The following is a 26,196-nucleotide window of genomic DNA, read 5'->3' on the forward strand; positions in this document are numbered from 1 at the left end:
ATTACTCTCCTGAACCACTGTCATTTTGTGCAACTTGTGACTCGTTACTTTCACCCTCTTCTTGTTCATTTTTTTTCGGTTTTTTGTCACTAATTAAAGCCAATTTCATCCCATCAACGGGATAATCAAGCGCAGAAACTATCAATTTATCACCGTCAGCTAAGCCTTTTGAAATAATAATGTTTTGGCCATCTTGGCGAACAATTGTTACGGCTGAATAATGTAATCTAGATTCATTATCCATTAATGCAACAAGGCCATTATTAACTAAATAACGCGGCACACTGGCTGCTTGAGCTATTTCTATACCTAATACTTTTGCCTTTACATAAGAGCCAAAGCGTAATGGTGTTTTTGAGTTTTCTTTACCTAAAGCATAAGGGTCATAAATTTCAGCAACCAAATAGCTCATTCTACTTGTACTGTCTATAACGCCTTCGCCACGGGCAATTTTAGCGTCCCATACCGTTGTAAGACCCGAGTATGTACCCGTTAAATTCACCGTTGCGTTCTCTCCTTGATCAATCAAAAACTGTAATTGATTATCTGCAACGGGTAAACGTACTTCAGCAATAGCCGTACCTAGTAGCTTGCCAACCATACTACCTGTACCAACAAATGAGCCTAACCCAACATTTCTACTGTCTATCATAGCGTCATATGGCGCTCTAATTTCAGTGCGCTCTAAATTGCGCTTAGCACGTAAAATAGATGCTTGCGCAGATTTAACGCGAGCAATTTCTTGGGCTAATTGTGGTTTACGTAAACTTAATTCTGTTGGAGATGAATCTGTTATTTGCTGCCATTCTTGTTTGGCAACTTGGCCTTGTGCTCGCTCTGTTTCAAGCGAAGCACGAGCTGATGCCATTGTAGCCTCAGCTTCAATAAGTGCCGCCTCGTAGTCGTTAGGATCTATACGAGCCAATAATTGACCTTCTTTGACAAAGCCACCACGAACAAATGTTTCAGATAACTCAACAATTTGACCACTAACTTGAGCCACTAATTCAGTTTCATATTTAGGTTTAACAACACCATATGAATTTACATCTAAGGTCATGGGTGCGAGTGAAATAGCTTCAACCGCAACAATAGGAGTATTATCGATTTCTTCTTTTTCTTCCGGGGGCTTTTTCATACTTGAAAATGCAAAGAAAATTAAAACACCGGCAATTAGAATGACAATTGGTATAATTATTTGTTTTTTCCGTGTCACAATGACGTCCTCATAGAATCTAAATTTTAAAATTTCTAGCTTAATTGCCAATAGGATACAGAAATTATTGGCTACAAAAACTAACAAAGTTGTAAATGCTTGTTACAAAATTCAAGCCGACTTTGAAAATCCCATCTAAAAATAAATAAAAACGATATAGATCATTAGTTTAAATTAAATATTTTTGATATGTATTTATCAGGACTGTTAAAAAATATGTAACTAAGATCACAACTTTGGTTTTTTTCACTAAATAATTTTACTTTTAAAAAATTGTTGGTCGATATCACTACCCATAAAATACTAACGATAGTAACAATGGAAATTACCAAGAATGCTCAGCCTTAAGTATTAAATACTCTGACGTTGTCTCCTATTTTTTGAAAATATCGAGGTCTATAAGTAAGAGAGAAATTAACATTGTCGTTAACAGTAAGGCATTTTTCATGACGATCAGTTTGAACTTAGGTTTAAAAAATTTATCGTTATTATTGTAGAATCTAATCACTTCACAGAATAAATACACATTAGCAATCCAAACCCAAGGTGCCTATTTTTTGTGAAATATATACCTTGAATACTTGAACCTTAAAGTAAATACATTAAAATTAATCTTTATTTCATCGGAGAACACTTTATGTTGTCAAAAATTAACGCATTCTTTCAATCATTAGGCAACACGGATGATCAGCATGAGAACGAACTATCGCTTGAAATAGCTTGTAGCGTTTTATTATGTGAAGTTATGCTTGCTGATGGTCAGCTTGAAACTACAGAGCAGAAAAAATTAAACGATATTATTTCTACCCAATTTCAGTTAACACCTGATGAAGTATCAGAAATAATTAATCACTCGCTCGCGCTCTGTGAAAATGCGACTGACTTTTATCAATTTACCTCGAAAATCAACGAGAAATACAGTTTAGAACAGCGTGTTAAAATGTTAGAACTATTATGGCAGGTGGCTTATGCTGATGGTGAACTTGCTAGTATTGAGGAGCATATAATCCGTAAAATTGCTGATTTATTGCATTTGCGACATAGCGAATATATTCAAACAAAATTAAATATTCAAGCCAAGACCAGTACGACTAAATAAAATATACCGACAACATGGAAAGTTATAGTTAACTTACCGCTAAATCGGTTATTATAGCCGCAAGTTAACTGACAACAAGAAACCATATGGCAAGCATCGGCAAATACAACACTCTTCCTGTAGTAGCAATAACAGATAAAGGCGCATATTTAAATGCGGATGATTTAGGTGAACTACTATTACCCAATCGTTTTGTGCCTGAAGATTGCCAGATAGGAAGTGAGCTTAAAGTTTTTATTTATGCTGATACTGCTGATCGAATCGTTGCCACAACTGAAAAACCCTTAGCACAAGTAGATGAATTTGCTTCTTTGAAGGTCAGCCAAGTAAACAAAATGGGCGCCTTTCTTGACTGGGGCTTACCAAAAGACTTACTCGTACCTTATAACCAGCAGCATAGCGAAATGGAAGTAGGTAAGTATTACCTTGTAAGAATTTTTCTCGATTTAAAAACCGATCGTTTAGTCGCTTCAAGTAAGCTTGATAAGTTTATCGATATTTGGCCAGCTGATTATCAGAAGTGGGATAAAGTTAAACTTACCATTGCCTCTAAAACTGACTTAGGTTTTAAAGCCATTATTAATGATTTGCACTGGGGTTTACTTTACGACAATGAAATATTTAAACCGCTAAGAACGGGTAAGAAAATAACGGGTTATATCAAACAAGTTCGTGAAGATGGCCGTATTGATCTATCTTTAACTCGTCCGGGCGAGGGTAAAGTTAAAGACTTTAGTGAGAAATTATTAGCTCACATTGCTGAACATGACGGTTTTAGCCCTTTGCATGATAAAAGTGACCCTGAATTAATTAAGCGAATATTAGGGGTGAGCAAAAAAACCTTCAAAGCAACGGTAGGTAACTTAATGAAAAATGGAAAAATTACCATTGAAGCTAATGGCATCCGCCTGAAATAAGCTTAACTTTACAATCTATTTAAAAACAAAAAAGCCCTTACGGGCTTTTTTTTCAACTAAACTTTTTCAAAAAACAAACAAAGTGTTTAGCGAATTATTGTGTACCGCCAACGGTCATTTCATCAACTTTCAAGGTCGGCTGACCTACGCCTACAGGTAAGCTCTGTCCGTCTTTACCACAAACACCAACCCCAGCATCAAGTTTTAAGTCATTACCCACCATACTGACATTTTTCATTGCTTCTGGACCGCTGCCAATCAGAGTGGCGCCTTTGATCGGCGAGGTGATCTCACCATTCTCAATTAAGTACGCTTCTGAGCTAGTGAATACGAATTTACCTGAGGTAATGTCAACTTGTCCGCCGGCAAAGTTTGGTGCATAAATACCTTTTTTGACTGACTTAATGATATCTTCAGGTTTGTGCTCTCCAGCCAACATATAAGTATTAGTCATACGTGGCATAGGCAAATGGGCATATGATTCACGGCGACCATTACCGGTTGGTTTAACGCCCATTAAGCCAGCATTGTGTTTATCTTGCATATAGCCTTTTAGCACACCTTTCTCAATCAATACGTTATATTGACCTGGCGTACCTTCATCATCAATGCTTATTGAACCGCGACGATTAGCCATGGTGCCATCATCAACAATGGTACATAAATCAGAGGTAACTTGTTGGCCCACTTTGCCAGAAAATGCAGAAGAGCCTTTACGATTAAAATCTCCCTCTAAACCATGCCCTACCGCTTCATGCAACAAAACGCCTGGCCAACCTGCGCCAAGTACAACAGGAAATGAACCCGCGGGTGAGTCAATAGCAACAAGGTTAACTAAAGCTTGTCTTACCGCTTCTTCTGCATAAGCTAAGTAACGCGGCTTATTATTTTCTAACTCAAAAAAATAGCTATAGTCTGTACGTGCGCCGCCGCCAGAGCTGGCACGTTCTCGCTTACCATTTTCTTCGACTAACACCGAACAATTTAGTCGCACTAATGGACGAATATCGGTCGCATAAGTTCCATCACTGGCAGCGACTAATATTTTTTCATAAACACCTGACAAACTTACAATCACTTGTTTAACACGTTTATCGACACTACGAGCATGTGCTTCTACTTCGTGCAATAGCGTAATTTTTTGTTCTTGAGGTAAACTTGCTAGCGGGTCCAACGCTTTATAAAGCATTGGATTTTTTTGCATTTGCTTGCCATCAAAAACCTGTACACGTGCAGATTTTTCAGCAATAGCTATACCTTTAGCAGCATCTGCAGCTTTTTTTAACGCCGCAGGGGAAATATCATCAGAGTAAGCAAAACCAGTTTTCTCACCTGATATAGCGCGCACACCCACACCACGTTCAATATTATAAGAACCTTCTTTGACTATACCGTCTTCTAACATCCACGATTCATGACTACTAGATTGAAAGTATAAATCGGCCAAATCAATTTTACGTTGGAAGATGTTATCCAAAGTGTCCATCAGCATACTTTCATCAATTTTACTATTGGCTAAGAGCTCAGTCTCAACATTATTCATACGACATCAACTTATTTTTAAAACGATTATGAGTGTTAACAGGCATAGCTTTACGCACCTTGTTTAATTCTTCTTCTTGGTATTCAGCACAAATGATACCTTTACCAGTATCTAGCTGAGTCAGTATTTCGCCCCACGGGCTAATGATCATACTGTGGCCCCAAGTTTCACGGCCATTTGAATGCACACCTTCTTGGTCAGCAGCAATAATATAGACCTGATTTTCAATCGCACGGGCTTGTAATAGTGTTTGCCAGTGTGCGGCTCCCGTTACACGTGTAAAAGCACTGGGTACGGTAATAATTTTCGCGCCTTGCTGGCATAATTGCCTAAAAAGTTCAGGAAAGCGCAGATCATAACAAATCGATAAACCTACGTTAATACCGGCAACATCAACCACGCTAATATGATCACCGGCTTTCGCGTAACGTGATTCAAAGTAATTTTTTTCGTTATCTTCTACTGCAACATCAAAAAGGTGAATTTTATCATAGTCACCGAGGGTTTCTCCATCAGGAGAAAAAACAAAACAACTATTGGTAAACTTATCTGGAAATTTTGATAACACAGGAATACTACCAGCGACTAAAAAAACATTATATTTTTTTGCTAGCGCCGCAAGTTTTGCCTTCAAACCATGACTATCTTTATTTGCTTTCGCTAATGTCAGTTGTTCTTGATCTTTACCACCAAAAAATAAGCAACACTCGGGTAATAAAACTAATTGTTGCTGTGTCTGTTCTAGTGTTAATAACTGTTGCTCAATATCACTAATATTATCATCAACATTAGTACCTGAAGTCATTTGGATCGCACAAATTTGCTTTATTTTATCTGCCATATTCAAGACCCATCAATGTTATCTCCTTTAGACTTTGGCTTTGCTGACTTTTCTACATTGGTGCCGTCAGCAGTACTTTCTGGCAAGCTATCAACTATTTTAGGGGCGATGAACGACCAACACTAATGTTTTTATTTTTTCGACTTACTTGCTTAAATAAAGGTTCATCGAGATTACCTGTTACTTCGAAATTTATTTCAGCAATGACCGTAGAAGTGATCACTTCATCTAGTGCAACACCCGCTAAAAAAGTAACGGGATTTAAAGTCGCAATCCACGCTAATACCGGTAAGCTTGAGGTCAAATTAGGCTTATAAGTCATTCGATAGTCTAGCCCACCACTATTTAAATTTGTATTCCCAACAATACTTAAGTCCCCAGCCGTACCTTTCATAACCACATTATCGGTATAAGCTACGCCATCTTTTAAAGTAAAATTACCTTTAAGTTCACTATAAAACATACCGTCACTAAAAATATCTCTAAAATCGAAACTTAATTTACGTACCAATGACTGTAAACTTAAGAAAGAGAAAATACGTACACCTTTATCATCAACATCAGCTAAATAACCATCATCAAATGTTGTTGATAAATCTCCGTTTAGAGTTGCCATTGTAAAGTCATGCGGACCGCCTTGCCAAACAAGGTCATAATCCATTTTCACGCCACTGTCTTTAATAATAGAAACAAGACCGATGTTTTCAATTTCTCGCGCTACATTATTTGTTGATAAACTGCCCATTATTGAAGTGGTTGAACTATCATTTATTTGTTGCCACTTTGCATCAAAAGTAAGGTTGTTTTCCCCTCTTTTAGCAATAAAATTATTCAGCAGTAGTGTGTTCTGGTTTTCTCGCGCAATAGTAAAGTTGACCTCACCAAAGTCATAATTATCATATTTACAACTAGTACACTTTACTTTTAATGCAGGAAACACTGTAAATATTTCAGCATTACTTTCATGGTTGATAGCTGATATTATTTTCTGCTGTGCTGTATCAACAGCCTGAACTTCAGCTTGTTCTTGTTGGCTTTGTTTAATTTTTTCATTTTGCTTACCAACATGCTGTGTTGGTGAATCATTGACTATAGCGTCACTGTTAGCTTGTGTTACAAGTACATTCTGTTTTACTAAATCATCAATGTTTTCTGATGGTTCTAACTGAGGTTGTATACTTTTTAAATGAATAAAATCAGCATTAATATCGATACCCTGCTCAAGCCAATCAGGGTAAAACATAGCAGTACCTCTTAGCTCTTTCGCATTAAGGTTAAGTAACCAGCCATTTGGCTCAGGGGTAAAATCAAAGCTTACTTGCTGAAAGTTTTGACCATAAACATCTAAATTACTCAATTGCCCGTGTATTTTTTCAGGTACAGATAACAAACCAGGTTCACTGACTTTAGCCGGTGCTAAGTTATCAGCTACATTATCAGTTAAGTCCGTTGTTGCTGACTCTATTCCAGCTATAATATCTAATACTAATGGCTGCCATTCTTGGTAATTGGCATCCGCAAGATCCGCCGTTATATGAAAGCCTTGCGTCGGCATCCAAGACTGTTGATTACCCAACACTAAATGCGCTAATGAAAAACGTGTTTGTTGATGGTCTATTAAGCCATAAAAGTTAATATTCTTGCCTACATCTGCCTTTATGGTACTATTTTTTTCATCTCCAAAGGCATGAATACTCACCGCAAGCTGTTGTTCAGCTTCTTTGGTAAATGGTGCAGGAATAGCTAGCGCTATATTATGTAAGTCGGTATTAATTTGGTAATCGTAAAAACATTGATCACCGATGAATTCAAGCTCAAGCATCCCTTTCCAAGCCACTTTACCATCGGCATATTTAACTAATTCATTGGGTAATTGTGCTTGCCAGTGTTTACTTTCCCACTGACCTAGCGTTTCTATGTTAACGCTATAAAGTTCAGCTTTTTGCTTCGCTTCCACATTAATTGTCATTGGCATACCACGCCAATCAAGCTTTACACCTTTGGCGGTTATCACATCATTATAATAATCTAATCGACCATTAACTCGCTTAAAGTCCATTGCTGGCGTTTGCAGTGCCACACTATTATTTTTAAACTTAACATGGCCTTTAGCAATAACATCTTCGGGGGTAGCTAAGGGTAATATTAATGAAAAGTCACCATCAATAGGTGCTGAAATAATAACTTGTTCTAAGGTAACACCAACCGAATCCTGCATCGGGCTTGCGTTCATTAATTGCGTAACTAATTCCGGCTGTGTTTGGGTAAAACTAGCATCAACAGTCAACACTCCTTCACCAGATAAGTCAGCAATTGCCGCTTCAACACCGGTAACATCAATACCTGATAACGTACCCTCTCGTCCCGTAATCAGCATACTATTATTAGTAAAGTTAAGGTTTGCGGCAAAGTTTTCTATCGCTGGCCACTGTGGATCAAACTTAAATGTGCTTTGCGCTAACTCGGCATCAACAACAAAGATACCTTCATTATTATTAAATGGAAAACTTTGCAACGGCCCATTAAATAAGACCAATGCTTGATTAATTTCCCCGTCAATAATAGCGCCATTGAGGTAGTTAACTAAGCTATCCCCCATTAATAAATGAGGGTAAAAATATTCGGCAAATTTGGCATCGCCATGACTAACACTGGCTAACAATGCCATGGTAGTTGGCTGATCTACGACACTATTAACGTTTAGATCTGCTTTTAAACTTATTTGTGAAGAGTTAAAGGCAATATTTTCAACCGAAAGTTGCCAGCTATCGTCAAGAAATTTAGCATTGATCAAACTACTTAAATGCGTATATGGGATAGGGTATTTGAAATGTTTATCAAAATGTAGAGCACCGTCAATAGCATTAAGCGATATTTGCAGTTGATTATTAGCATAAATCAACTCGCCACTCACATTGTCTAGACCCGGAATACCTTGACTGAAATGACTATCTACATCGCTAAAAGTTGCGGTTATAGCTTTATTATTGGGGTTGCTACGAAAGTAAATGTCTTCTACTCGGCCAACTGCATCGAGATCAAATAATAGTTTTTCAAGACCAACATTGTCAGATAATAGCGGTGATACACCGGCAAAGCTGGCTAATTCTATGGCATTAATATGGCCATTAATAAACTCGCCATTTACATCTGCAATTAATGATAATTTATTGGTTTTCACACCGTTTCTTTTGATTGTTATAGCCGATGTGGCAATGTTATAAACTAATTGGTCTAGTGTTTTTATTTGAATATCACCACCAACAATCTCAAAAGTTTGTGCCTTACTTTTATGCTGCCAAATAATTTCATTTTTACCTAAAGAAAACTGGACCAAGTCAGGTTTTCCTGCGGTTAAAGTTAACCATGCATTAAAGTTAATAGCTGAATGTGTATTGGCATCTTTGATGGCCAAAAAGCTTCCTAGCCAAGGAGTAATGTCGATTTCATTGGCTTCAAGGTAAGCTTGTCCGCTTAGTTTATCGAACCTTGGACCTTTAAAATCTAATAATACTTTTAAGTTATTTGAGCTTAGCCCATCAACCATAACACTGCCGTTTGCTCGATGGCGGTTATTCTTATTGACCCAAAACATTTCATTAATGGTAAAAGCACGAGTGCCGGTAGTTGTGTGATAAAGCACATGACTATCGCGAATAGAAAAACGAGATATTTGCTTTAGAAATATGGAAGAAAGTGAATCAACTAAACTAACTTCATTTGTGTTATCACTAGCAAGATTATCTTCAGAACTCGCTAAGGCAACTTGTTCGAATTCAAACTCTGCACCCGAAATTACAAAGTCTTTTGTGACCCATTGCCCGGTTCGTATGCTGCGCCAAAAATTTAACTCAACAGCTAAACTATCAATATATATTTGGCTATTATCACCCGCTAAAAGCTCAACTTGATTACTGATTAACGTTGGACCCGATTTACCCCAGCCCATCGCTAATGTGCCAATCGAAATATTACTGTTGTAAGTATTATTAATAAAATCTTCGACATTTTGGCGATAGTTGTGAGCATAGGGTAAAAATAATCGTAAGGCGCTAATTAACACGGCAAAAGCTACTAACAAAATTGCTAGTAGTTTATACAGACGTTTAAGCCATCTATTTAGAACCGCGGAAACACTCATTACGTTTTAGCCAAACCTTTACTCAACTTTAAATTTACTTGATTACAGCGCCTGCATTTCAGTTATAGCTACATCATCACCACATCAAACTGCTCTTGATTATACATGCTTTCTGTTTGCACTTTAATTTGCTTACCGATAAAGACTTCAAGCTCGGCAAGGTTGTGATACTCATCATTCTCTAATGACTCACTTACCGAAGAAGAAGTATAAACAATAAATTTATCTGCATCATAAGCACGGTTAACGCGGACAATTTCACGTAAAATTTCAAAACAAACAGTTTCTACTGTTTTCATGTAACCGCGACCATGACAAACATCACATTCACCACATAAAATATGCTCTAAGCTCTCACGCGTACGTTTGCGGGTCATTTCAACTAGACCTAGTGCCGAAAACCCTGACAAACTGTATTTCACGTTATCTTTTGCCATAGCGACATCTAAACTATGTAAAACACGGCGTTGGTGTTCTTTGTCATGCATATCAATAAAATCAACAATAATAATACCACCAAGGTTTCTTAACCTAAGCTGACGAGCAATAGCTTGTGTTGCTTCAATGTTGGTATTAAAAATAGTTTCTTCTAAATTTCGATGCCCGACAAAAGCGCCGGTGTTTATATCAATAGTGGTCATAGCTTCGGTTTGATCTATGATCAGCGAACCACCTGACTTTAATTCAATTTTACGGTGTAAAGAGCGCTGGATTTCACTTTCAACATCGAATAAGTCAAAAATGGGACGCTCTCCGGGGTAATATTCCAGTACCGAGGTTAAATTGGGTACAAACTCAGTGGTAAACTCAACTAATTGCTCATATGTGAGTTTTGAATCGACTCGAATACGCTCAAGCGACACCCCGACAAAGTCTCGTAACATGCGAAATGCTAAAGATAAATCTTGATAGATAGGATCTTTAGTTTGTTTACGCTCTTTTCGCTCAACTACTTTTGCCCAAACACGGCGAAGAAACTCTGCATCGTGTTCTAGTTCATCTTTACCAGCACCTTCAGCCGCCGTTCTTACAATGAAACCATGATCTTTACCACAATAAGGGGTAACGATTGATTTCAGGCGATTTCTTTCTGCAGGATCTTCTATACGTTGAGATATACCAGCATGGCTAGCATCAGGCATTAAAACCAAATACCTTGCTGCAATGGTAATATCTGTTGTTAATCGTGCCCCTTTAGTGCCAAGGGGATCTTTAACAACCTGCACAACAATATACTGCCCTTCATGTACCAAGTTTCGAATATCTGGTACCTGATCGCTGCTGTTATCGTCATTTAATATTAATTTAGAATTGATGTCTGAGGCGTGTAAGAAAGCAGCCTTACCTAAATTTATGTCAACAAAAGCGGCTTGCATACCCGGTAGAACACGAATGATTTTGCCGAGATAAATATTACCAACGAGTCCTCTACGGGCTTCTCGTTCTATATGAACCTCTTGCAGTGAACCATTTTCGATTAATGCTACCCTTGTTTCGCTTGGTGTAACATTGATAAGTAATTCACCGCTCATTTCGCTTCCTGTTTAATCTTTTGTTATTGAAGAATGTACGCCGAATAACGACAATAATTGTGAAGTTTCATATAAAGGCAAGCCAACAACGGCTGAGTAACTCCCGCGAATTTGCTTAACAAACTGCCCAGCTACTCCTTGAATACCATAAGCACCGGCTTTGTCTTGCGGCTCCCCTGTGTGCCAATATCGACTTATTTCTTGTTCGGTGAGCACTTTAAAATCTACTTCAGTTCTGACAACAAAAACCTCAGTACGTTCACCTTTTACAACGGCTACAGCAGTAATAACCTGATGCGTTTGACCTGATAACATACTAAGTATAGCGATACATTCATCAAGCGAAGCGGGTTTGCCTAATATATGAGTACCAAATACTACGCTGGTATCTGAGCCGAGCACCACAACACTTTCATCATATTGCTTGGCAATCACACGCGCTTTTTCAATGGCTAAACGAGAGACATATTGCTCAGGGTTTTCTTGCGCCAAGACACTTTCATCAATATCAGCGGGTAAGCAAGTAAAATGATAACCGAGTTGTTCAAGTAGTTCTTTTCGACGCGGTGATTGCGACGCTAAAATCAAAGTAGTAGACATGTTATTTTATTCGAAAATTTCGTCTTATTTTACGTAACAGTAAAAAAGCCCAGGGCCAAAGGATTATTGTCGTGAATACAGGGTATAAATAACTCGGTAAAAATACCGCGTCGGTTAAAAAACGTTGAAGCCAGAAAACAATTAAGTGATATAACGCTGATAACACACCAACAATCAATGCTTGTTGCCATACTGAAAAATTACGTATTTTTTGAAAGTTACCCGCGACAATATAAACAGAAATTGCCATTGCGCCGGCATGAACACCTAAGGTGGAGCCTAATAAAACATCAAGAATAAAGCCCATAACCCAAGCAGAAATAACATTAACACGCGAGGGTAGTGCCAAACACCAATACAATAACACTACTAACACCCAATCAGGGCGAAAAGCATCAACACTTAAAGGTAACGGCATAATGCTTGCCATTAATGCCACCAAAAAGGTCAAAAGAATAATCAAGCGACTTGCTATGGTCATTTATTTTCTGCCTTTTTATCTGGCAAACTTTCCGTTACTTGTGGCTGCTGTTCATTAGGTTGTTCTGGCCATAACAATAATACATAGCGTAAGCGGTCGATCTTAGCAACGGGTTGACTTTGAATTTGAGAGAATGCACGAGACTCATCTTGAATAACAGCAGATACTTTAGCTACAGGGTAACCTTCTGGGAACTTACTGCCTAAACCTGAAGTTACTAATATGTCGCCTATACGTATATCACTACTGTGCGGCACGTGATTATGCGTCAAGCGGTCTATCACGCCAACACCGCTAGCAATAAGCCGTAAGCCGTTGCGGCTAATTCTTACGGGCACCGCGTGAGTAACATCAGTAATTAACAGTACACGACTACTCGTGGTGCCAACATGCAATATTTGACCAACAACACCTTCATCATCAATAACTGCTTGGCCTTCGTAAACACCATCGTTTGCACCACGATTTATAACCACTTGATGTGTATACGGGTCACTATCAACCGCAAGAATTTCAGCGACCATTTTTTTAGCATCACTGCGAACGGGCGAAGCAAGCAACGCTCTTAATCGATTGTTTTCACGCTTTACAATATCTAATTGTAGTGCCTGTTCATGAAAGACTAATTCGTTGATTTTGTATTGTTCGTTATCATCAATGAGTTGACGACGAGTAACAATATTTTCTGCCGCCCAATTCATCATTTGTTTAGGCGCTGTGGCTAAATATTGTAAAGGGCTCACCATAGATTGCAAAAAGCCTCGAGCGGACTCGAAGCTATTCATTTTATGGTCAAAAAATATTAATGCTGCAGAACAAAGCAGCACCAAAATAAGTCGGTGCTGCGGGGACGGTCCATGCTTAAATATAGGATTCATAAATTAAACTTGTATAAATGCTAATTTAGTTTTTATTCGTATGAGAATAAATCGCCACCGTGCATATCAATCATTTCAATCGCTTTACCACCACCACGCGCTACACACGTTAATGGATCATCAGCAACAACAACAGGAATACCAGTTTCTTCCATAAGCAAACGGTCTAAACCTTTAAGTAAAGCACCACCACCAGTAAGGATCATACCGCGTTCTGAAATATCAGACGCTAACTCTGGAGGAGATTGCTCTAATGCCACCATAATGGCACTGACGATACCGGTTAACGGCTCTTGTAAAGCTTCTAAAATCTCATTGCTGTTCAAAGTGAAACTGCGCGGTACACCTTCAGCTAAATTTCGACCACGTACTTCGATTTCTATAACTTCTTCGCCAGGGTATGCAGAGCCAATTTCATGTTTAATACGTTCAGCAGTTGCTTCACCAATTAAGCTGCCGAAGTTACGACGCACGTAATTGATGATGGCATCGTCAAACTTATCACCACCAATGCGCACTGAAGAAGAATACACCACACCATTTAGTGAAATAATACCAACTTCAGTCGTACCACCACCAATATCAACTACCATTGAGCCGGTTGCTTCTGAGACGGGCATACCTGCACCAATTGCTGCAGCCATAGGCTCATCTATCAAATACACTTCACGTGCGCCAGCACCTAAGGCTGATTCACGAATCGCACGTCGCTCTACTTGCGTAGATCCGCAAGGAACACAAACTAAAACGCGTGGGCTAGGTCGTAAAAAGTTATTACTGTGTACTTGTTTAATAAAGTACTGCAACATTTTTTCAGTGACAAAAAAGTTAGCGATAACACCGTCTTTCATTGGACGAATCGCTTCAATATTTCCAGGTGTACGGCCTAACATTTGTTTGGCAGCAGTACCTACAGCGGCAACACTTTTAGAGCCACCTGAACGATCTTGACGAATAGCAACAACAGAAGGCTCATCTAAAACAATGCCTTGGTCTTTTACATAAATCAGGGTGTTTGCGGTTCCTAAGTCGATTGATAAATCGTTAGAAAACATGCCGCGTAATTTCTTAAACATATTGTCGAAATGTCCTTTAAACATTACCTAGGCAACATACTGCCAGAATATAATTGTGCTGAATTTGCAAGCCTAGTTTAGCTTACAAATGATACTTTGTACTATTAACACGCTATCATACCGCAGACTATAGTACTTGTGTTATTACAATGACAAAAATTTCACTAAATTTTAAGATATTTTGCTATTGATTAAGCCAAGGTTTGATTTATGTGCGAAAACAAATGCTGATATGTTCAAAAGACTCAACATTCATACCTAATTAGCGACTTCTCGCCATGATATAATTCGATCGTTTCCTCGATAAATTCCGAAGCTTAATAAAGCACTAGGGTTATCATCATAAAAATTACCATCATTATCTGCATCTACATCATTCCATTTAAATTTGAACCAGTTAGGTACCTCATATTCCCATTCAAGCATACCTTGCTTATCTGGACTGCTAAACACTAACTGTGTCTGAATTCCTTGGTCAAAAATACCTGAAACATTTGCTGAGGTATCACCAACCTGAATAGCATCGGTATCAATGTCGATTAAACGGTAATCCCATAGGTTCATATTGCCAGAATATTTAGCTCCAGCTTTTTTGTCACCTATAAGTGTAGACAAACAAGATTCATCGGTATGAGTGATAAAATTAGCGCCATCATAAACTTCAATATTTAACGGTGCTCGTAACTTAGTTTTTTCTGAGCCGTAAGAGTTTTCAAGCACCATGCGAGCAAAACGAATTTCTACACCGTCTATCAGTAACTCTTCCGTTGCATCTGTGTCATTACTTAATAAGATCCCGTCACTGTCTTCAACCTGTGCTGTAACTAACGGAATTTTTGCACCAAAAGGCACTAATAAACTCGTATCGTTATGATCATAACTAAAATGGTCGTTATTAGAAAATGTGTAAAGCCAATCGCCTGCAATAAATTCGCCTTCGTCACCAATACTCGCACTTAAAGTGCCGGTTTCCATCTCCGAAGTTATGGTAACAGCATTACCAGCAAGGCTGCCCACAACTTGTTGTGTAGCGTCATTCGTAGGGGCGGTAATATCAACACCACTAGCAACCAACTTCATAAAGTTTTCAGGCTCACCCAAGGTATAGTTCTTGGTTATTTCATTATTCGAATTATAGGCCGTAATGGTTATTTTAGGTTCAATACTGTAAGTAATAGTGCCTTTATTATCGTTTGTTCTTTGGCCAGTATATGCCCAGTCAGAAATAGCACAAGTTCCTATTGAACTGTGAAAATTGTCTAGTTTTCCTTTATGATCTTCGTTAACACTTTGTTTAAAATAAGCGGGGGTAAAGCGTCCAATGGTTACATCTTGAGCTGACACTAAGCCATCTGTATTGCCTAGACCACCATAATTAACATCTTGGATATCTACATTAATAATTCCAACTTCATTATATTTCGCAGCATTAAAAGCTGACACGCCTTTTTCGCCCTCGGTAAAGCTAGTTAAAGTAGCGTCCTGAAAGTTAGCATTGGTTGAAGTAGTACGATTCTGACCTGCAGAATAGGTAAATATCCCATCTACGGTAGTATTTAATACCGGTGCTGCACGAGATACTTTGAGCTGTAATTGTCCGTCAGATTGTCTATAATTTTGTGTTGTTTGGCCGGAAAAATTAAGTGCCTTAACGCTAAAATTGAAATTATCTCCGGCTTTATGCGTTGTGGTACTTAACGCAGTACTGCCATTTAATACCGTACTTAAATGCGTGGCCGTAATTTCAAAGCTTGCTGGCTTTACCCAAAAATCATTAGAGCTACCAACAATAGCAATATCGCCACTAGCGTACCTAGCATTTAAGCGAATTTTACCCGCATCTAAGTAGGTAGGCGAAGGGATAATTGCAATACTATCATTACCAAAATCTAAGGTAACATTGTCTGTAAACTGCGGATGTTTTGCGATATCAACACCACCGGTTTGAAATGCTAAACCGGCATTAAAAGCCAAGTCTGGAGTCATATTTTGTTGAGACAAACCAATAGTCACATTACCGCTAAAAACACCTTCACAAACACCGTTATTACTTTTAACCGCTTGTAACTTTAATACTTCTTTAAAGTTTACGGCGGCAGTTTGATGACCTATCGTTTCACTATTAGTGTCATCATAAAGAAATCTAAAACCTGCATCAGCAAAGGTCATTTCACAACTAGCACCAAAACCAGAACACTCAACGCTATTGCTTGCTGCTATGCTAGCGTCATCAATCGATAAAGTGATAGTTTCTGGGGTGGTATAACTTAAATTAACAGTTGTACTCCCCGTGAAGGTGGGGGTAGCTTTTGTTGTAGTGCCAGTTGTTGGACTAGTAATATTAAAGTTTAAGCTTACAGACTCTGTACTTTCAATTGTACAGTCACTATTGGTACAAGCTTTAATGGTAATGACTTCAGCAGCACAAGTTAAGCCGTTTCCGTCATGCACTATTTCATAATGATGAATAATGGGTTCAGCACATGCGTGACGTTTGTTATAAATAGTATTAATTTCATCTGCCGAGAGTGCACCATCGAAGAGGTAAACTTCATCAATAAAGCCGGAAAAAAATCGAGTCGCAATACCTTGATCTTGACCAATCTGCAAGGGGTCGTTGTTTAAAATCAAGTCTCCGGTGAACGTTCTAGAACCTTTTTCAACACCATTAATATATATCACTTGTTTACCACTTTCGTAGGTTATAGCAACGTGATACCAATTGCCTGGAGTAATACCTGCTCCAGAAGTAGAAAACGATTGTGTTTGCCACCACCAATTAATCTCACCAGCAGGATTCAAATGAAACTCATAATTTTCGTCTTTAGAAATAATCGTTTTCAAACCTGTGGTAGGTAGCGATTTGGGGTTAATCCAAACGCTAATACTTAGCTCTTTTTGTAAATCTAATTTAGGGTCATCATCAATCTGAATGTAATCATCAAAACCATCGAAGTTACCATAACCACAAGTACCTGGATTTCCCGTTAACGCTGGTGTGCTTTTAGCGGTAGTTACGCCATTGATACCTTGAGTATTAAAGTTTCCTGTTTCATCAATCACTTCGCCTGCATTACCATTCCATGATGTTTCCTCCATTGAGTACTGAAGCAGTAAGTTAGCACCACAAGAGATAGGTTCACCATCAAGGCCCAAGCCATTGTTCTGATATTCATATATTTGATCAATTTGGCTCTGCTCAATGACTTGGTCAAATATCACTATTTCGTCTAATAAGCCATTAAAGGCCTGAGAAGCCGAAAACCTGCCTCCAACACTATCTTGCTCTTGTCCTAGAATCAAACTCGTAATATCAACTCTTGTTGTGGTTTGGTTTAAACACCCTTGTGCAACTTTATCGATAAACAAACAACTTTTATCATTGCCTTGTGTCCAAACTAAATGACGCCAAGTGTCGCCGGCAATAGATGAAATAGATAAGGAGCCATTTTGTTGATCTTGCAAATAAGGTCTAAAGCTTGTGGCATTCGTAAACCACATAAGCAGTTCATTGTGACTGCCTGAAGTTGCGCCTGAAAGTATACTTTGCGAGCCTGTTTTTGCAGTTTTAGCCCAGAGTGAAATACTGAATTCAGTGCGTCCATCTAAAACCGCTTCATCAAGTACTACGTAATCACTTGTACCTGTGGTCGACAAATCGATTGCCCGACAAACCTTCCCCTCCACAGGTTGAGAAAATTTAGCCCTGCCGTGAAATGATCCGATACTATTTTTAACTTCTCCGTTTACATCAGCATATTCTTTTTCGTCGAACTTATAGTTTGCAATGGGGGCAACTGTATTATCTTCTGGTCCACAAACTCGACCAAACTCAGCATCAAAAACTCTAGCATCGTAAGTAAGTAACGACCCCTCTTCGATAATAACTTTCTCGCCTGCTGAAACACCGTATAAAAAGCTTGCCGCGGTAAAAGTAATATCTTTGGCGTAAAGCGCCCCAGAAAAAGTCACACCACTTTTAAGTATAAGATCATCATCAACATGCATCACTAATTTAGTTACGTCACCACTGGCCTTAATGGGTGAGTTAACTTGTGTATCTGCGGGAAAAGTCAGCTTTTTTTTAATGTAAACTATCGCTGTACCCTGGCCTACAACATTTATTGTTGTGGCTTCCTGAATTGTCATTTCTTCAAAAAAGTAACTTTTACCAGCCATGAGATTTAGCGTGGTATTAACCCCTAAATTAAATTTTTTAAAATGGTAAGTGTCGAAATCGTTACCAAAATTTAATGTCGCAAAATTGGGGACAGGTTTGGGATCGGCATTTGTGTCAATGATATTGATGTTTACTTCACGATATTCATTAACACCTAAAAGACCAAAAGTAATTGAACCGCCGTCAGTAACGGTAACATCTTGTGAACTTTTATTATTATCAAACTCAGGCTCCGATAACGCCGAAGAACTATTAGATGCAGAACACTCAGCACTATCACAAGTAGGAAGAAGAGGTGTAGCCGTGAACTGTATTGCGCGAGTGGTTAATACTGTATCAGGGTTGTTTTTGACTTGTGCTGCTCGACCAAAAGTAATGTTACTATTTTTTTCTTTATTGCCGTGAGTGGCAATAACATCGGGGAATACAGCTGGGCATAGTGCAGCCAAAAGTGGGTTAGAATAAACTGAAATAACAGTGATAATGAAAGTAATGAACCACTTTGAAAAACTCATAATACCGACCTTTACGCTACTGTTTTTATTTACAAAAACTACTATATATTGTTTATACAATCCTACCACAGTTTATAAAGTCAGGAATGATAAAGCTTTACCTAGTTAGTTAACCGTAATTTTATCGAATTAACAATAGATTAGACAGAACCGATACTTTATTTTTATAGAGTATCTGTTAAACAATCGAAGTGTTGATTAAATCATAGCGCAAAAAAAACCCGCAGTTAGCGGGTTTGGTACATGTGTTGTTAAGTTACTTTATTTTTCGCTTACGAAGTGCAAAACCTAAAAGGCCTGCGCCGAATATAAATAATGTTGTTGGTTCAGGAACAACAGCAGGAGCTTGTGCTACTGACGAACGAACATAGAATGTATCATAAGTTCTTGTTTCAGAATCTTTTTCATCATTTTTTGCACCTATACGATAAGCAAAGCCTCCAGCAAAAACCTCTGTATAAATTGAATTCCAATAAGATAATGAATGAATAAAGTCGCCATTGGTTTTTGTAAAATTTGTTAATTTCAATTCCCCAAATAACCCTTCCAACTCGATGCCAACTATTACCATCCAACCGGCGTGAAAATCGGCATCTTTAAACGTATTCTCTTCAGGGTCTTCTTCCTCACCGAATGCACTATCTGAGTATAGAGTAGTATTTATAGTAGATGCCCATGTCCAATCATAACCCTTATATGTTATGTAGGTATCTCTAGTCAAATCAGTGGTAATTAACCCAGCAATTGCAGAGTTGCTAATCAACAATAATAATGGGAATAGTAATTTCAATGTAAACTTAATCATTATAAAGCCTCAACTAATGAAAAACAGCAGTAATACAGCTAATCTATATTAACTTATAAATAATTAAAAGCAAAAAACAAGCCAACAATTAAAAACATCTATAAATCAATGGCATTAGAGTTTACTGAAATATCATCTTTATAATAGTGTAAAATAATCCAACACTAATCTAGGTAAATTGTCGGAAATTCTGTCGACTAATTACAAATTTATATTTGTAGTCTTTATAAGCTTCGTGCTTCAACGGCAACGGTTCTCGATGTTACTTCACCATCGATGGTACATTGCCCAGTACTAACAATGGAATAATAACGAATACTATCGAGTTCAAAGTCACTACAAGATACACTGACACTGCATTGTGATAAGCCCTGAGTATTTATAAAAGTTGGCGTTATACTGTTTATATCGGCTTGATTTTTACAAGTAATAGCGACACTACCTAAAGGAAAAACCTCAGATAATTGCCACTGTAAGCCACTCTGCGCTGCAGTATAAGCACGCGTACCTAAAACCTCATAGGCTACACCTTCTTGACTTGAGTCTAGCATATTCACTAAAGCCGCACCGAGCGCCGACAATACAATAATAATAAAAATAGCGATAACTAATGCACTACCTTTCTGTCGGGAAGGATATGGGAAATTAGCTGCTCTAAATGGTCGTTTATGGGACATTGGGGACTTGTATCTCATTATTAAATACAACCTCCTCTAAGTTACGTACAAACTTTAATCGAGTGAGTGCTAAGCCATTTCTTTGTAACGTTGCAGGAAAAGTACTAAATGGCGCAACATTGCCAGAAGTTGAAAAATTGGCAATATGCTCGGCCATTAATACACGAGCGGTTGTGGTACCCACATTGGGCAAACCATTACTTGCGTAATTGCCAAAACCGTAACCTTGATAACGAAAAACTGAATTACTTTCAATACAGTAACTTACTGGCGATTCTATAAAGTATAAACGATTAGTAGGAGATTCAGCACTAAACAATATGTTACTCGCAAAGGTTATGGTTGAAGGTGTTTGTTTGTCGCCCGTGTTATTCACAGAAGAGAAAGCTTCAATTACCCCAGGCGCAGTGTTATAAATATCATCGCTGTTTAGTGCATAAATGGCGACATATTCAGTTGATGTATTAAGCGGATCTTCTAACATAACCACTTCGACACTATTACTTGGAGTTTCAGGCGCTACCGGAATATCCAAATAAATTACGCTTTTATCTATCGGCACAAACTCTAGGCATTGATTATTATCGCCAATGGTACGAATGCTATTGGGTAGTGCATGTCTTACTTCACGGTTTAGCCGTTCAACAACAAACCTTGCCGTAGATATTAACGCTTCTCGATCGGCAGCATCAGTATAGCTTTTAGTACCAAAACGCAAAAAAGAAGTAATACTACTCGCTAGTACACCTAGAATTACAATAACCGTAATTAACTCTACCAAAGTAAAGCCTTGTTGATAGCGACGAAGTTTAGGCATTAGAAGTTCACCCGATAAACTGAAAAAACAAAGTTAAAATCTTGTGGGGTAGTTATCGTTACCGTAATAAGCTTAGCAGTATAGTTGTTATCCGCACCATCATTATCACCATCATAGTCACTATCATTAATTACAGTGACCTTAACTTGATAACCGACATACATGTCGCCTAACGAGTCACTATCTCCTAGCGAACTTTCAATTATTGCTAAGCCATTATAGTCATCTACATCATCGAATAACTCTCTTTCTCCCCCTCTTCATTAGCTAATACTGTTGAGCATGTTTCACCATCAGTCGATTTAATTTCACCATCATTATTTTGGTCTTCACCGCAGCGATAAAAACCACCTGACATTTCTGAGTTTTCATCAAAGGCTTTACCCAAGATTTCATTAATCATTGATTGGCCAAGTTCTGCAGCTTTAATCTGATGTATTTGCTCAGCGCTTTGATTTGCTAAAGGGTAAATTAAGGTGGTGAATATAGAAAAGGCAATAGATAAAACTACGATACCGACAATAGTTTCAATCAAGGTGAAACCTTGCTGTGAATACCTAGCCAGTGAAATAAATACAGAAGATAAATTTTTCTTAGAGCGCATGAATATAGCCTTCTGACTCTATCTGAACACTAATACTTTGCTCACCAATAATGGTGATTATGCATGGTGCAGCACAAGAAGGTCGCCCCATACTGTCGAATGAGAAACTATTATTAGTAAAATTATTGGAAAAGGTAATATTGTCATTGCTATCTACTTGCAATTTTGTCGCACTGTCTTGCCATGTTGGAGAAAAACTAGGTGTTGTCGTGCAATTATCAGGTTCACCAAGTTTTGTTGCCGTAACTAAAACTGTATGACAGAAACTACTATTGGTTTGCTGCATCGCTTTGGTTTGAATTAAGCGCAGTTTGGCGACTACATCACTACGATAAGCGTATTCTGAAAAGCCTTTCGAAGTAAGAAATTTAGGTACAACATTAACCGATAGAATCCCTAAGATTAAGATGACAATAATCAGTTCAATTAGCGAAAATCCAGTATACCTTGTTATCAGTAATCTATTATTTGATTTGGCGTTTGTCACTATAGTCCCTCATATGCTACTTATAATTATACACACTCGTTTAAAGTATATTGAGGCTGGGTATTTAAATTGGCAACTCTGTAATAAAGTATACAAGGATCACTGAAATTAGATGGCGTAGGCGAACCTTTTAGGTAAATAATTAATGTACTGCCTAATTGGGTATCCACCGTTAAGTATGCAAAGTTGTCATCTATATCCATCAGCCGTTTCCAGCTAGTTTCACTTGCGAACGGGTAACCATAAACAATAGATAACTTTCCATCACTACTTGTGCCTTTACCGTCGCCTATATTAATCGTTGTAAATGATAACTTTTGGTTCCCTTTAACCAAAGATTTACTATGTACCATAGCAGCCGCACCTTGCATCGTCGCTTTTACGCCCTGCAATGTCGCGGTTTGCGCTTCCGCTTTCAAATTAATGAACTTAGGTACTGCGGTAGCAGCCAAAATGCCTAATATGACGATAACAACAATTAACTCGATTAAGGTAAACCCTTTGGAATTCATACTACGTACCTTTAACTGCTTTAATTAAATTACTGTAACGCTAAATTAGCTTAACTTTACCAATAAATACTATGTTGTTAGCTTAATCTAATTGACATAATTAATCTAAAAATATATTCCATTTTTCTATGTGGAAAATTTATTCAGGAAGTATCAATTAATGGCTGACATTTACTTTACTAATCATTAGCGCAAAAAAAAGGAGAGCATAGCTCTCCTTTAAGTATTAGTTAAAACTCTAACAATCAGTAAGTGTTGCTGTAATTACTGGTGGTGTTTCTGAGCCTGCTGCGTTAGCGTAAGATATTGTACAAACATCACCCGTTGCAGTGCCTTTATGGGTAAATACAGATGGAGCGGCATCTGTAAACTCAATGTCTGAATCAGTATCTAGCTCAAGAAGGCTACCAACACCTAAACCGTCAGTGCTGTTAGCAAGTGCCGCAGGGTAACCATGCACCATTGCATAACTTAAAGAACCAATTGTAATTGAGCCTGTAGCTCCCGTTTGGTTACTAACTAGCGCTTTTGCGTGCGCTAAATTAACCGCACTATTAATGCTACCTTGAACACCTTCCATAACTGAACGTCTAGCATCACCGGTTAAATCGATAAATTTTGGCGCAGCTGTTGCAGCAAGAATACCTAAAATTACGATCACAACGACTAATTCTATTAAAGTAAAACCTTTTTGAGCACTAAAATTATTACTTGTTAACTTCTTCATAACGTAAACCTTTATTTTATAAAATTAATTATTGTTAATATAAACAACGACCGAACTATCTGCAGGTTGGTAAGTAAAACTATTACCAGTGGTAGTTGCTGTGCCTGGGTCAGTAAAGTTATTACCGGTTTTATTCAATGTTTCCTTTAAATAAAAGTGACATAGTGTTGTTGCGCCTGTACCTGATTTAGCAGATAAGTAATCTATGCTACTATCACTATTCAACGTTGCTATAGCGTTAGTGATACGAGGTGGTTGTTGAAAAATATTTTGCCAAATATCAATACAGTTGGCTGAAGTAAAGTCACCGCCTAATGTAGCGCCAGTGCCACCACCCGCAACTGAAGATACAACATACCCTGGACGAACACCGGTAGCTTCCGTTGTCAGAACTAATATCGAACCATCATAATCTACCGAATTTTGACTATTTGAATCCTTTGGGCGACCTTCAGCCTCCCATTGTGCTCGGGCTAATGAAACTGCAGTTGCAAAACCACCTGCCATGCCTTCAATGTTAGCTTGCTTTGCTTGATCAGTTAGATCGAGGAACTTAGGAATAGCGGTAACCGCTAAAAAACCTAAAATCACCACAACAATAACTAATTCTATGAGGGTAAAACCTGACTGCTTATTCATAACAACCCCTTAACAATTATATTAATTTGATTCTAACAACGAAATACTAGTGAAGTCACTTACTTAGTCACTTTATTTCACCTTAAAAGTTTAACATAGCAAAATACTCTATGGTCAGAGAAATTCAATATGCCATTTTAACCTCACTAACTTTCCCAATACTTTGATAATAAATGAAATATTCACCACTAGGCAAGCTGTATTGACAGTATTGCACAACTTCATTTTTATGTTCAACCAAAACAGCGCCAATAGGTTGCTTCATATATAATAAAGGTGCTTCCATAACAAATTGCCAAATTTGCTGACATACCAATAGCTCATTTTCTGGCTCTATCCAGCCTTTTTTGTTCATCGGCACCTTTATCATACGACTTCCATCAGGCTGAATATTACTACTCTCAATTATGATGTAATTAGGCTTTTGATCCATGAACCATTGCGCACGAATTCCATTAATTCTGGCTGAAAATACTTGCGCTAACGTTTCAAAACCAGCATGTGTTAACTGCTCTTGTTGTTTAAAAAAATAAAAGATAAAACTCGCCATTAACGAAGCGACTAAAACCACAACAACAAGCGTTTCAGTTAACGACTTCTCACTTTTTTCGGCCACTTGTAGCGATGTCATGATATTTTCCCACAAGAATTAAACATAACTATTTACCTTGAAATGCTGACATCATATTCCACATTGGGCTAAATATACCCAGCGCTAACACAAGTACCATAGCGGCCACAATCGCAATCATGATGGGTTCAATTCTAGCAGTTAATGTACTGAGTTCATAATCAACTTCTCGTTCATAATAATCACCAACTTCTGCTAACAACTCATCTACACGGCCTGTTTCTTCACCAACCGCAATCATTTGCAGTACTAACGGGGTGAATAATGTACTGGTAACCGCTGAGCGCAATAAACTTTCACCACTTTCAATACTGCCTCGCATGGCCATGATTTTTTCTCGCATATAGGTATTATCGACAGCATCAGCAACAAGCGACAATCCTGAGGTCATTGGCACACCTGCCCTTAAGATAATAGCAAAGCTATGAGCAAATCGTGACAAAATAGAGCGTTCTATTACCCCGCCTACAACGGGTAGTTTTAATTTTCTTTTATCCCATAAGTACATACCAGAGGGTGTTCTCAAGTAGTTTCTTAAAGAGAAATAACCAACAACACTAGCAATCAGCATATGAGGCCAATAATCTAGAAAAAAGTTTGAGCTACCAATCAACATTTTTGTCGCCCAAGGTAAATCAGCGCCCAATTTGCTAAACATATTAGCAAAAGTTGGAATAACAAAAATATTCAAAATAACTAAAGCAGCGACTAACGCAATTAAAACAAAACTAGGGTAGCGCAATGCTGTTTTTATGCGTTTACGAGTTTCTTGTTCACGCTCAAAATAGCCTGCAAGCTTTAAAAATGCATCATCAAGGTTACCCGTGTTTTCACCCACATGAACCAAAGAGACAAATAAAGGCGTGAATATTTTCGGGTGTTTATGCAAGGTAGTTGAAAGCGGAAAACCGCCTTCTAACTGTGAAGAAATATCAGTTAATGCTGACTTTAGCTTCACTGAAGTACTCGATTCAGCCATACCTTTAATGGCTCTTAAAATAGGCACACCTGACTTAACTAGAGCATACATTTGTCGACAAAAAACGATTAAATCATCAAGTGTTACTTGATTAAAGCCAAGCAGAGCGTTTAAGTCGATATTTTGAGAAGCCACAGCATCTGTTGCTTTACTGGCGCTTTCAATTGATATTGGAATAATGCGCTTACGAGATAATTGCTCGGCAACCATAGTAGAGTCTGCCGCTTCAATAGTGCCTTTAACTTGGGTACCGCTGGCATCTCGCCCAATATAATTAAATGCTGGCATAATGTTATTGC

The 26,196-nt window shown here is 38.1% G+C and carries 22 protein-coding genes; 2 read left to right on the forward strand and 20 right to left on the reverse strand.

Going from position 1 to position 26,196, the window contains the following annotated elements; translation table 11 throughout:
- Nucleotide 1 precedes the first annotated feature (1 nt).
- Nucleotides 2-1,216 (reverse strand): efflux RND transporter periplasmic adaptor subunit, encoded by a 1,215-nt coding sequence (locus tag DBO93_RS16345; protein ID WP_108457292.1) that lies wholly within the window; start codon nucleotides 1,214-1,216, stop codon nucleotides 2-4.
- Nucleotides 1,217-1,853: 637 nt separating this feature from the next.
- Between DBO93_RS16345 and DBO93_RS16350 the strand changes: the two genes are divergently transcribed.
- Both DBO93_RS16350 and DBO93_RS16355 read left to right on the forward strand, forming a co-directional pair.
- Entirely contained in the window at nucleotides 1,854-2,315 is a 462-nt protein-coding gene (locus DBO93_RS16350; protein WP_108457293.1) for a TerB family tellurite resistance protein, read from the forward strand.
- Between the two features lie 86 nt (nucleotides 2,316-2,401).
- On the forward strand, nucleotides 2,402-3,232 hold the full coding sequence (locus tag DBO93_RS16355) for a S1-like domain-containing RNA-binding protein (protein ID WP_108457294.1): 831 nt from the start codon (nucleotides 2,402-2,404) through the stop codon (nucleotides 3,230-3,232).
- Between the two features lie 94 nt (nucleotides 3,233-3,326).
- Here the strand turns inward: DBO93_RS16355 and tldD are convergent, their stop codons facing one another.
- The 19 genes from tldD to DBO93_RS16450 all read right to left on the reverse strand — a co-directional run bounded on the left by tldD (nucleotide 3,327) and on the right by DBO93_RS16450 (nucleotide 26,185).
- Nucleotides 3,327-4,775, reverse strand: coding sequence for a metalloprotease TldD (gene tldD / locus DBO93_RS16360; RefSeq protein ID WP_108457295.1), 1,449 nt, complete (start codon nucleotides 4,773-4,775; stop codon nucleotides 3,327-3,329).
- Nucleotides 4,768-5,616, reverse strand: coding sequence for a carbon-nitrogen hydrolase family protein (locus DBO93_RS16365; protein WP_108457296.1), 849 nt, complete (start codon nucleotides 5,614-5,616; stop codon nucleotides 4,768-4,770). The genes tldD and DBO93_RS16365 overlap by 8 nt, the downstream gene beginning before the upstream one ends.
- A 94-nt stretch (nucleotides 5,617-5,710) precedes the next feature.
- Nucleotides 5,711-9,757, reverse strand: a complete 4,047-nt coding sequence (locus DBO93_RS16370; RefSeq protein WP_108457297.1) for a YhdP family protein — start codon at nucleotides 9,755-9,757, stop codon at nucleotides 5,711-5,713.
- A gap of 68 nt (nucleotides 9,758-9,825) precedes the next feature.
- A complete protein-coding gene (gene rng, locus DBO93_RS16375) occupies nucleotides 9,826-11,289 on the reverse strand; it encodes a ribonuclease G (RefSeq protein ID WP_108457298.1) in 1,464 nt (487 codons plus the stop codon).
- Nucleotides 11,290-11,301: 12 nt separating this feature from the next.
- Entirely contained in the window at nucleotides 11,302-11,889 is a 588-nt protein-coding gene (locus tag DBO93_RS16380; RefSeq protein ID WP_108457299.1) for a Maf family protein, read from the reverse strand.
- A gap of 1 nt (nucleotide 11,890) precedes the next feature.
- On the reverse strand, nucleotides 11,891-12,370 hold the full coding sequence (gene mreD / locus DBO93_RS16385; protein WP_108457300.1) for a rod shape-determining protein MreD: 480 nt from the start codon (nucleotides 12,368-12,370) through the stop codon (nucleotides 11,891-11,893).
- Nucleotides 12,367-13,248 carry a rod shape-determining protein MreC gene (mreC, locus tag DBO93_RS16390; protein ID WP_108457301.1) on the reverse strand — a complete coding sequence of 294 codons (882 nt, stop codon included), beginning with the start codon at nucleotides 13,246-13,248 and terminating at the stop codon, nucleotides 12,367-12,369. Before mreC ends, mreD begins: the two co-directional genes overlap by 4 nt.
- A 32-nt stretch (nucleotides 13,249-13,280) precedes the next feature.
- Complete coding sequence (locus tag DBO93_RS16395; RefSeq protein WP_081148217.1) at nucleotides 13,281-14,324, reverse strand: rod shape-determining protein; 1,044 nt, start codon at nucleotides 14,322-14,324, stop codon at nucleotides 13,281-13,283.
- A 258-nt stretch (nucleotides 14,325-14,582) separates the two neighbouring features.
- The gene (locus tag DBO93_RS16400) at nucleotides 14,583-19,019 is read right to left on the reverse strand and encodes a DUF6701 domain-containing protein (protein ID WP_108457302.1); all 4,437 of its coding nucleotides are present in this window, start codon (nucleotides 19,017-19,019) and stop codon (nucleotides 14,583-14,585) included.
- A 256-nt stretch (nucleotides 19,020-19,275) separates the two neighbouring features.
- Nucleotides 19,276-19,824 carry a PEP-CTERM sorting domain-containing protein gene (locus DBO93_RS16405; RefSeq protein WP_108457303.1) on the reverse strand — a complete coding sequence of 183 codons (549 nt, stop codon included), beginning with the start codon at nucleotides 19,822-19,824 and terminating at the stop codon, nucleotides 19,276-19,278.
- Between the two features lie 224 nt (nucleotides 19,825-20,048).
- The gene (locus DBO93_RS16410) at nucleotides 20,049-20,501 is read right to left on the reverse strand and encodes a pilus assembly PilX N-terminal domain-containing protein (RefSeq protein WP_108457304.1); all 453 of its coding nucleotides are present in this window, start codon (nucleotides 20,499-20,501) and stop codon (nucleotides 20,049-20,051) included.
- Complete coding sequence (locus tag DBO93_RS16415) at nucleotides 20,491-21,318, reverse strand: type II secretion system protein (protein ID WP_108457305.1); 828 nt, start codon at nucleotides 21,316-21,318, stop codon at nucleotides 20,491-20,493. Before DBO93_RS16415 ends, DBO93_RS16410 begins: the two co-directional genes overlap by 11 nt.
- 226 nt (nucleotides 21,319-21,544) lie before the next feature.
- Nucleotides 21,545-21,922: a type II secretion system protein gene (locus DBO93_RS16420; protein ID WP_108457306.1), complete on the reverse strand. Its 378-nt coding sequence runs from the start codon at nucleotides 21,920-21,922 to the stop codon at nucleotides 21,545-21,547.
- Complete coding sequence (locus tag DBO93_RS16425) at nucleotides 21,912-22,409, reverse strand: prepilin-type N-terminal cleavage/methylation domain-containing protein (RefSeq protein WP_239059026.1); 498 nt, start codon at nucleotides 22,407-22,409, stop codon at nucleotides 21,912-21,914. Before DBO93_RS16425 ends, DBO93_RS16420 begins: the two co-directional genes overlap by 11 nt.
- A gap of 26 nt (nucleotides 22,410-22,435) precedes the next feature.
- The gene (locus DBO93_RS19135) at nucleotides 22,436-22,921 is read right to left on the reverse strand and encodes a prepilin-type N-terminal cleavage/methylation domain-containing protein (RefSeq protein ID WP_108457307.1); all 486 of its coding nucleotides are present in this window, start codon (nucleotides 22,919-22,921) and stop codon (nucleotides 22,436-22,438) included.
- Between the two features lie 238 nt (nucleotides 22,922-23,159).
- Complete coding sequence (locus DBO93_RS19140) at nucleotides 23,160-23,648, reverse strand: type II secretion system protein (RefSeq protein WP_108457308.1); 489 nt, start codon at nucleotides 23,646-23,648, stop codon at nucleotides 23,160-23,162.
- Between the two features lie 24 nt (nucleotides 23,649-23,672).
- Nucleotides 23,673-24,287 (reverse strand): prepilin-type N-terminal cleavage/methylation domain-containing protein, encoded by a 615-nt coding sequence (locus DBO93_RS19145; RefSeq protein WP_108457309.1) that lies wholly within the window; start codon nucleotides 24,285-24,287, stop codon nucleotides 23,673-23,675.
- A gap of 124 nt (nucleotides 24,288-24,411) precedes the next feature.
- Entirely contained in the window at nucleotides 24,412-24,918 is a 507-nt protein-coding gene (locus DBO93_RS16445; protein ID WP_108457310.1) for a hypothetical protein, read from the reverse strand.
- Nucleotides 24,919-24,946: 28 nt separating this feature from the next.
- The gene (locus DBO93_RS16450; protein WP_108457311.1) at nucleotides 24,947-26,185 is read right to left on the reverse strand and encodes a type II secretion system F family protein; all 1,239 of its coding nucleotides are present in this window, start codon (nucleotides 26,183-26,185) and stop codon (nucleotides 24,947-24,949) included.
- Nucleotides 26,186-26,196: the final 11 nt, after the last annotated feature.

The sequence above is a fragment of the Colwellia sp. Arc7-D genome, from assembly GCF_003061515.1.
Lineage (GTDB): Bacteria > Pseudomonadota > Gammaproteobacteria > Enterobacterales > Alteromonadaceae > Cognaticolwellia.

Coding starts and splice junctions, on each gene's coding strand:
- DBO93_RS16350 (WP_108457293.1), top strand. CDS start 1,854: ATGTTGTCAAAAATTAACGCATTCTTTCAATCATTAGGCAACACGGAT.
- DBO93_RS16355 (WP_108457294.1), top strand. CDS start 2,402: ATGGCAAGCATCGGCAAATACAACACTCTTCCTGTAGTAGCAATAACA.
- tldD (WP_108457295.1), bottom strand. CDS start 4,775: ATGAATAATGTTGAGACTGAGCTCTTAGCCAATAGTAAAATTGATGAA.
- DBO93_RS16365 (WP_108457296.1), bottom strand. CDS start 5,616: ATGGCAGATAAAATAAAGCAAATTTGTGCGATCCAAATGACTTCAGGT.
- DBO93_RS16370 (WP_108457297.1), bottom strand. CDS start 9,757: ATGAGTGTTTCCGCGGTTCTAAATAGATGGCTTAAACGTCTGTATAAA.
- rng (WP_108457298.1), bottom strand. CDS start 11,289: ATGAGCGGTGAATTACTTATCAATGTTACACCAAGCGAAACAAGGGTA.
- DBO93_RS16380 (WP_108457299.1), bottom strand. CDS start 11,889: ATGTCTACTACTTTGATTTTAGCGTCGCAATCACCGCGTCGAAAAGAA.
- mreD (WP_108457300.1), bottom strand. CDS start 12,370: ATGACCATAGCAAGTCGCTTGATTATTCTTTTGACCTTTTTGGTGGCA.
- mreC (WP_108457301.1), bottom strand. CDS start 13,248: ATGAATCCTATATTTAAGCATGGACCGTCCCCGCAGCACCGACTTATT.
- DBO93_RS16395 (WP_081148217.1), bottom strand. CDS start 14,324: ATGTTTAAGAAATTACGCGGCATGTTTTCTAACGATTTATCAATCGAC.
- DBO93_RS16400 (WP_108457302.1), bottom strand. CDS start 19,019: ATGAGTTTTTCAAAGTGGTTCATTACTTTCATTATCACTGTTATTTCA.
- DBO93_RS16405 (WP_108457303.1), bottom strand. CDS start 19,824: ATGATTAAGTTTACATTGAAATTACTATTCCCATTATTATTGTTGATT.
- DBO93_RS16410 (WP_108457304.1), bottom strand. CDS start 20,501: ATGTCCCATAAACGACCATTTAGAGCAGCTAATTTCCCATATCCTTCC.
- DBO93_RS16415 (WP_108457305.1), bottom strand. CDS start 21,318: ATGCCTAAACTTCGTCGCTATCAACAAGGCTTTACTTTGGTAGAGTTA.
- DBO93_RS16420 (WP_108457306.1), bottom strand. CDS start 21,922: ATGCGCTCTAAGAAAAATTTATCTTCTGTATTTATTTCACTGGCTAGG.
- DBO93_RS19135 (WP_108457307.1), bottom strand. CDS start 22,921: ATGAATTCCAAAGGGTTTACCTTAATCGAGTTAATTGTTGTTATCGTC.
- DBO93_RS19140 (WP_108457308.1), bottom strand. CDS start 23,648: ATGAAGAAGTTAACAAGTAATAATTTTAGTGCTCAAAAAGGTTTTACT.
- DBO93_RS19145 (WP_108457309.1), bottom strand. CDS start 24,287: ATGAATAAGCAGTCAGGTTTTACCCTCATAGAATTAGTTATTGTTGTG.
- DBO93_RS16445 (WP_108457310.1), bottom strand. CDS start 24,918: ATGACATCGCTACAAGTGGCCGAAAAAAGTGAGAAGTCGTTAACTGAA.
- DBO93_RS16450 (WP_108457311.1), bottom strand. CDS start 26,185: ATGCCAGCATTTAATTATATTGGGCGAGATGCCAGCGGTACCCAAGTT.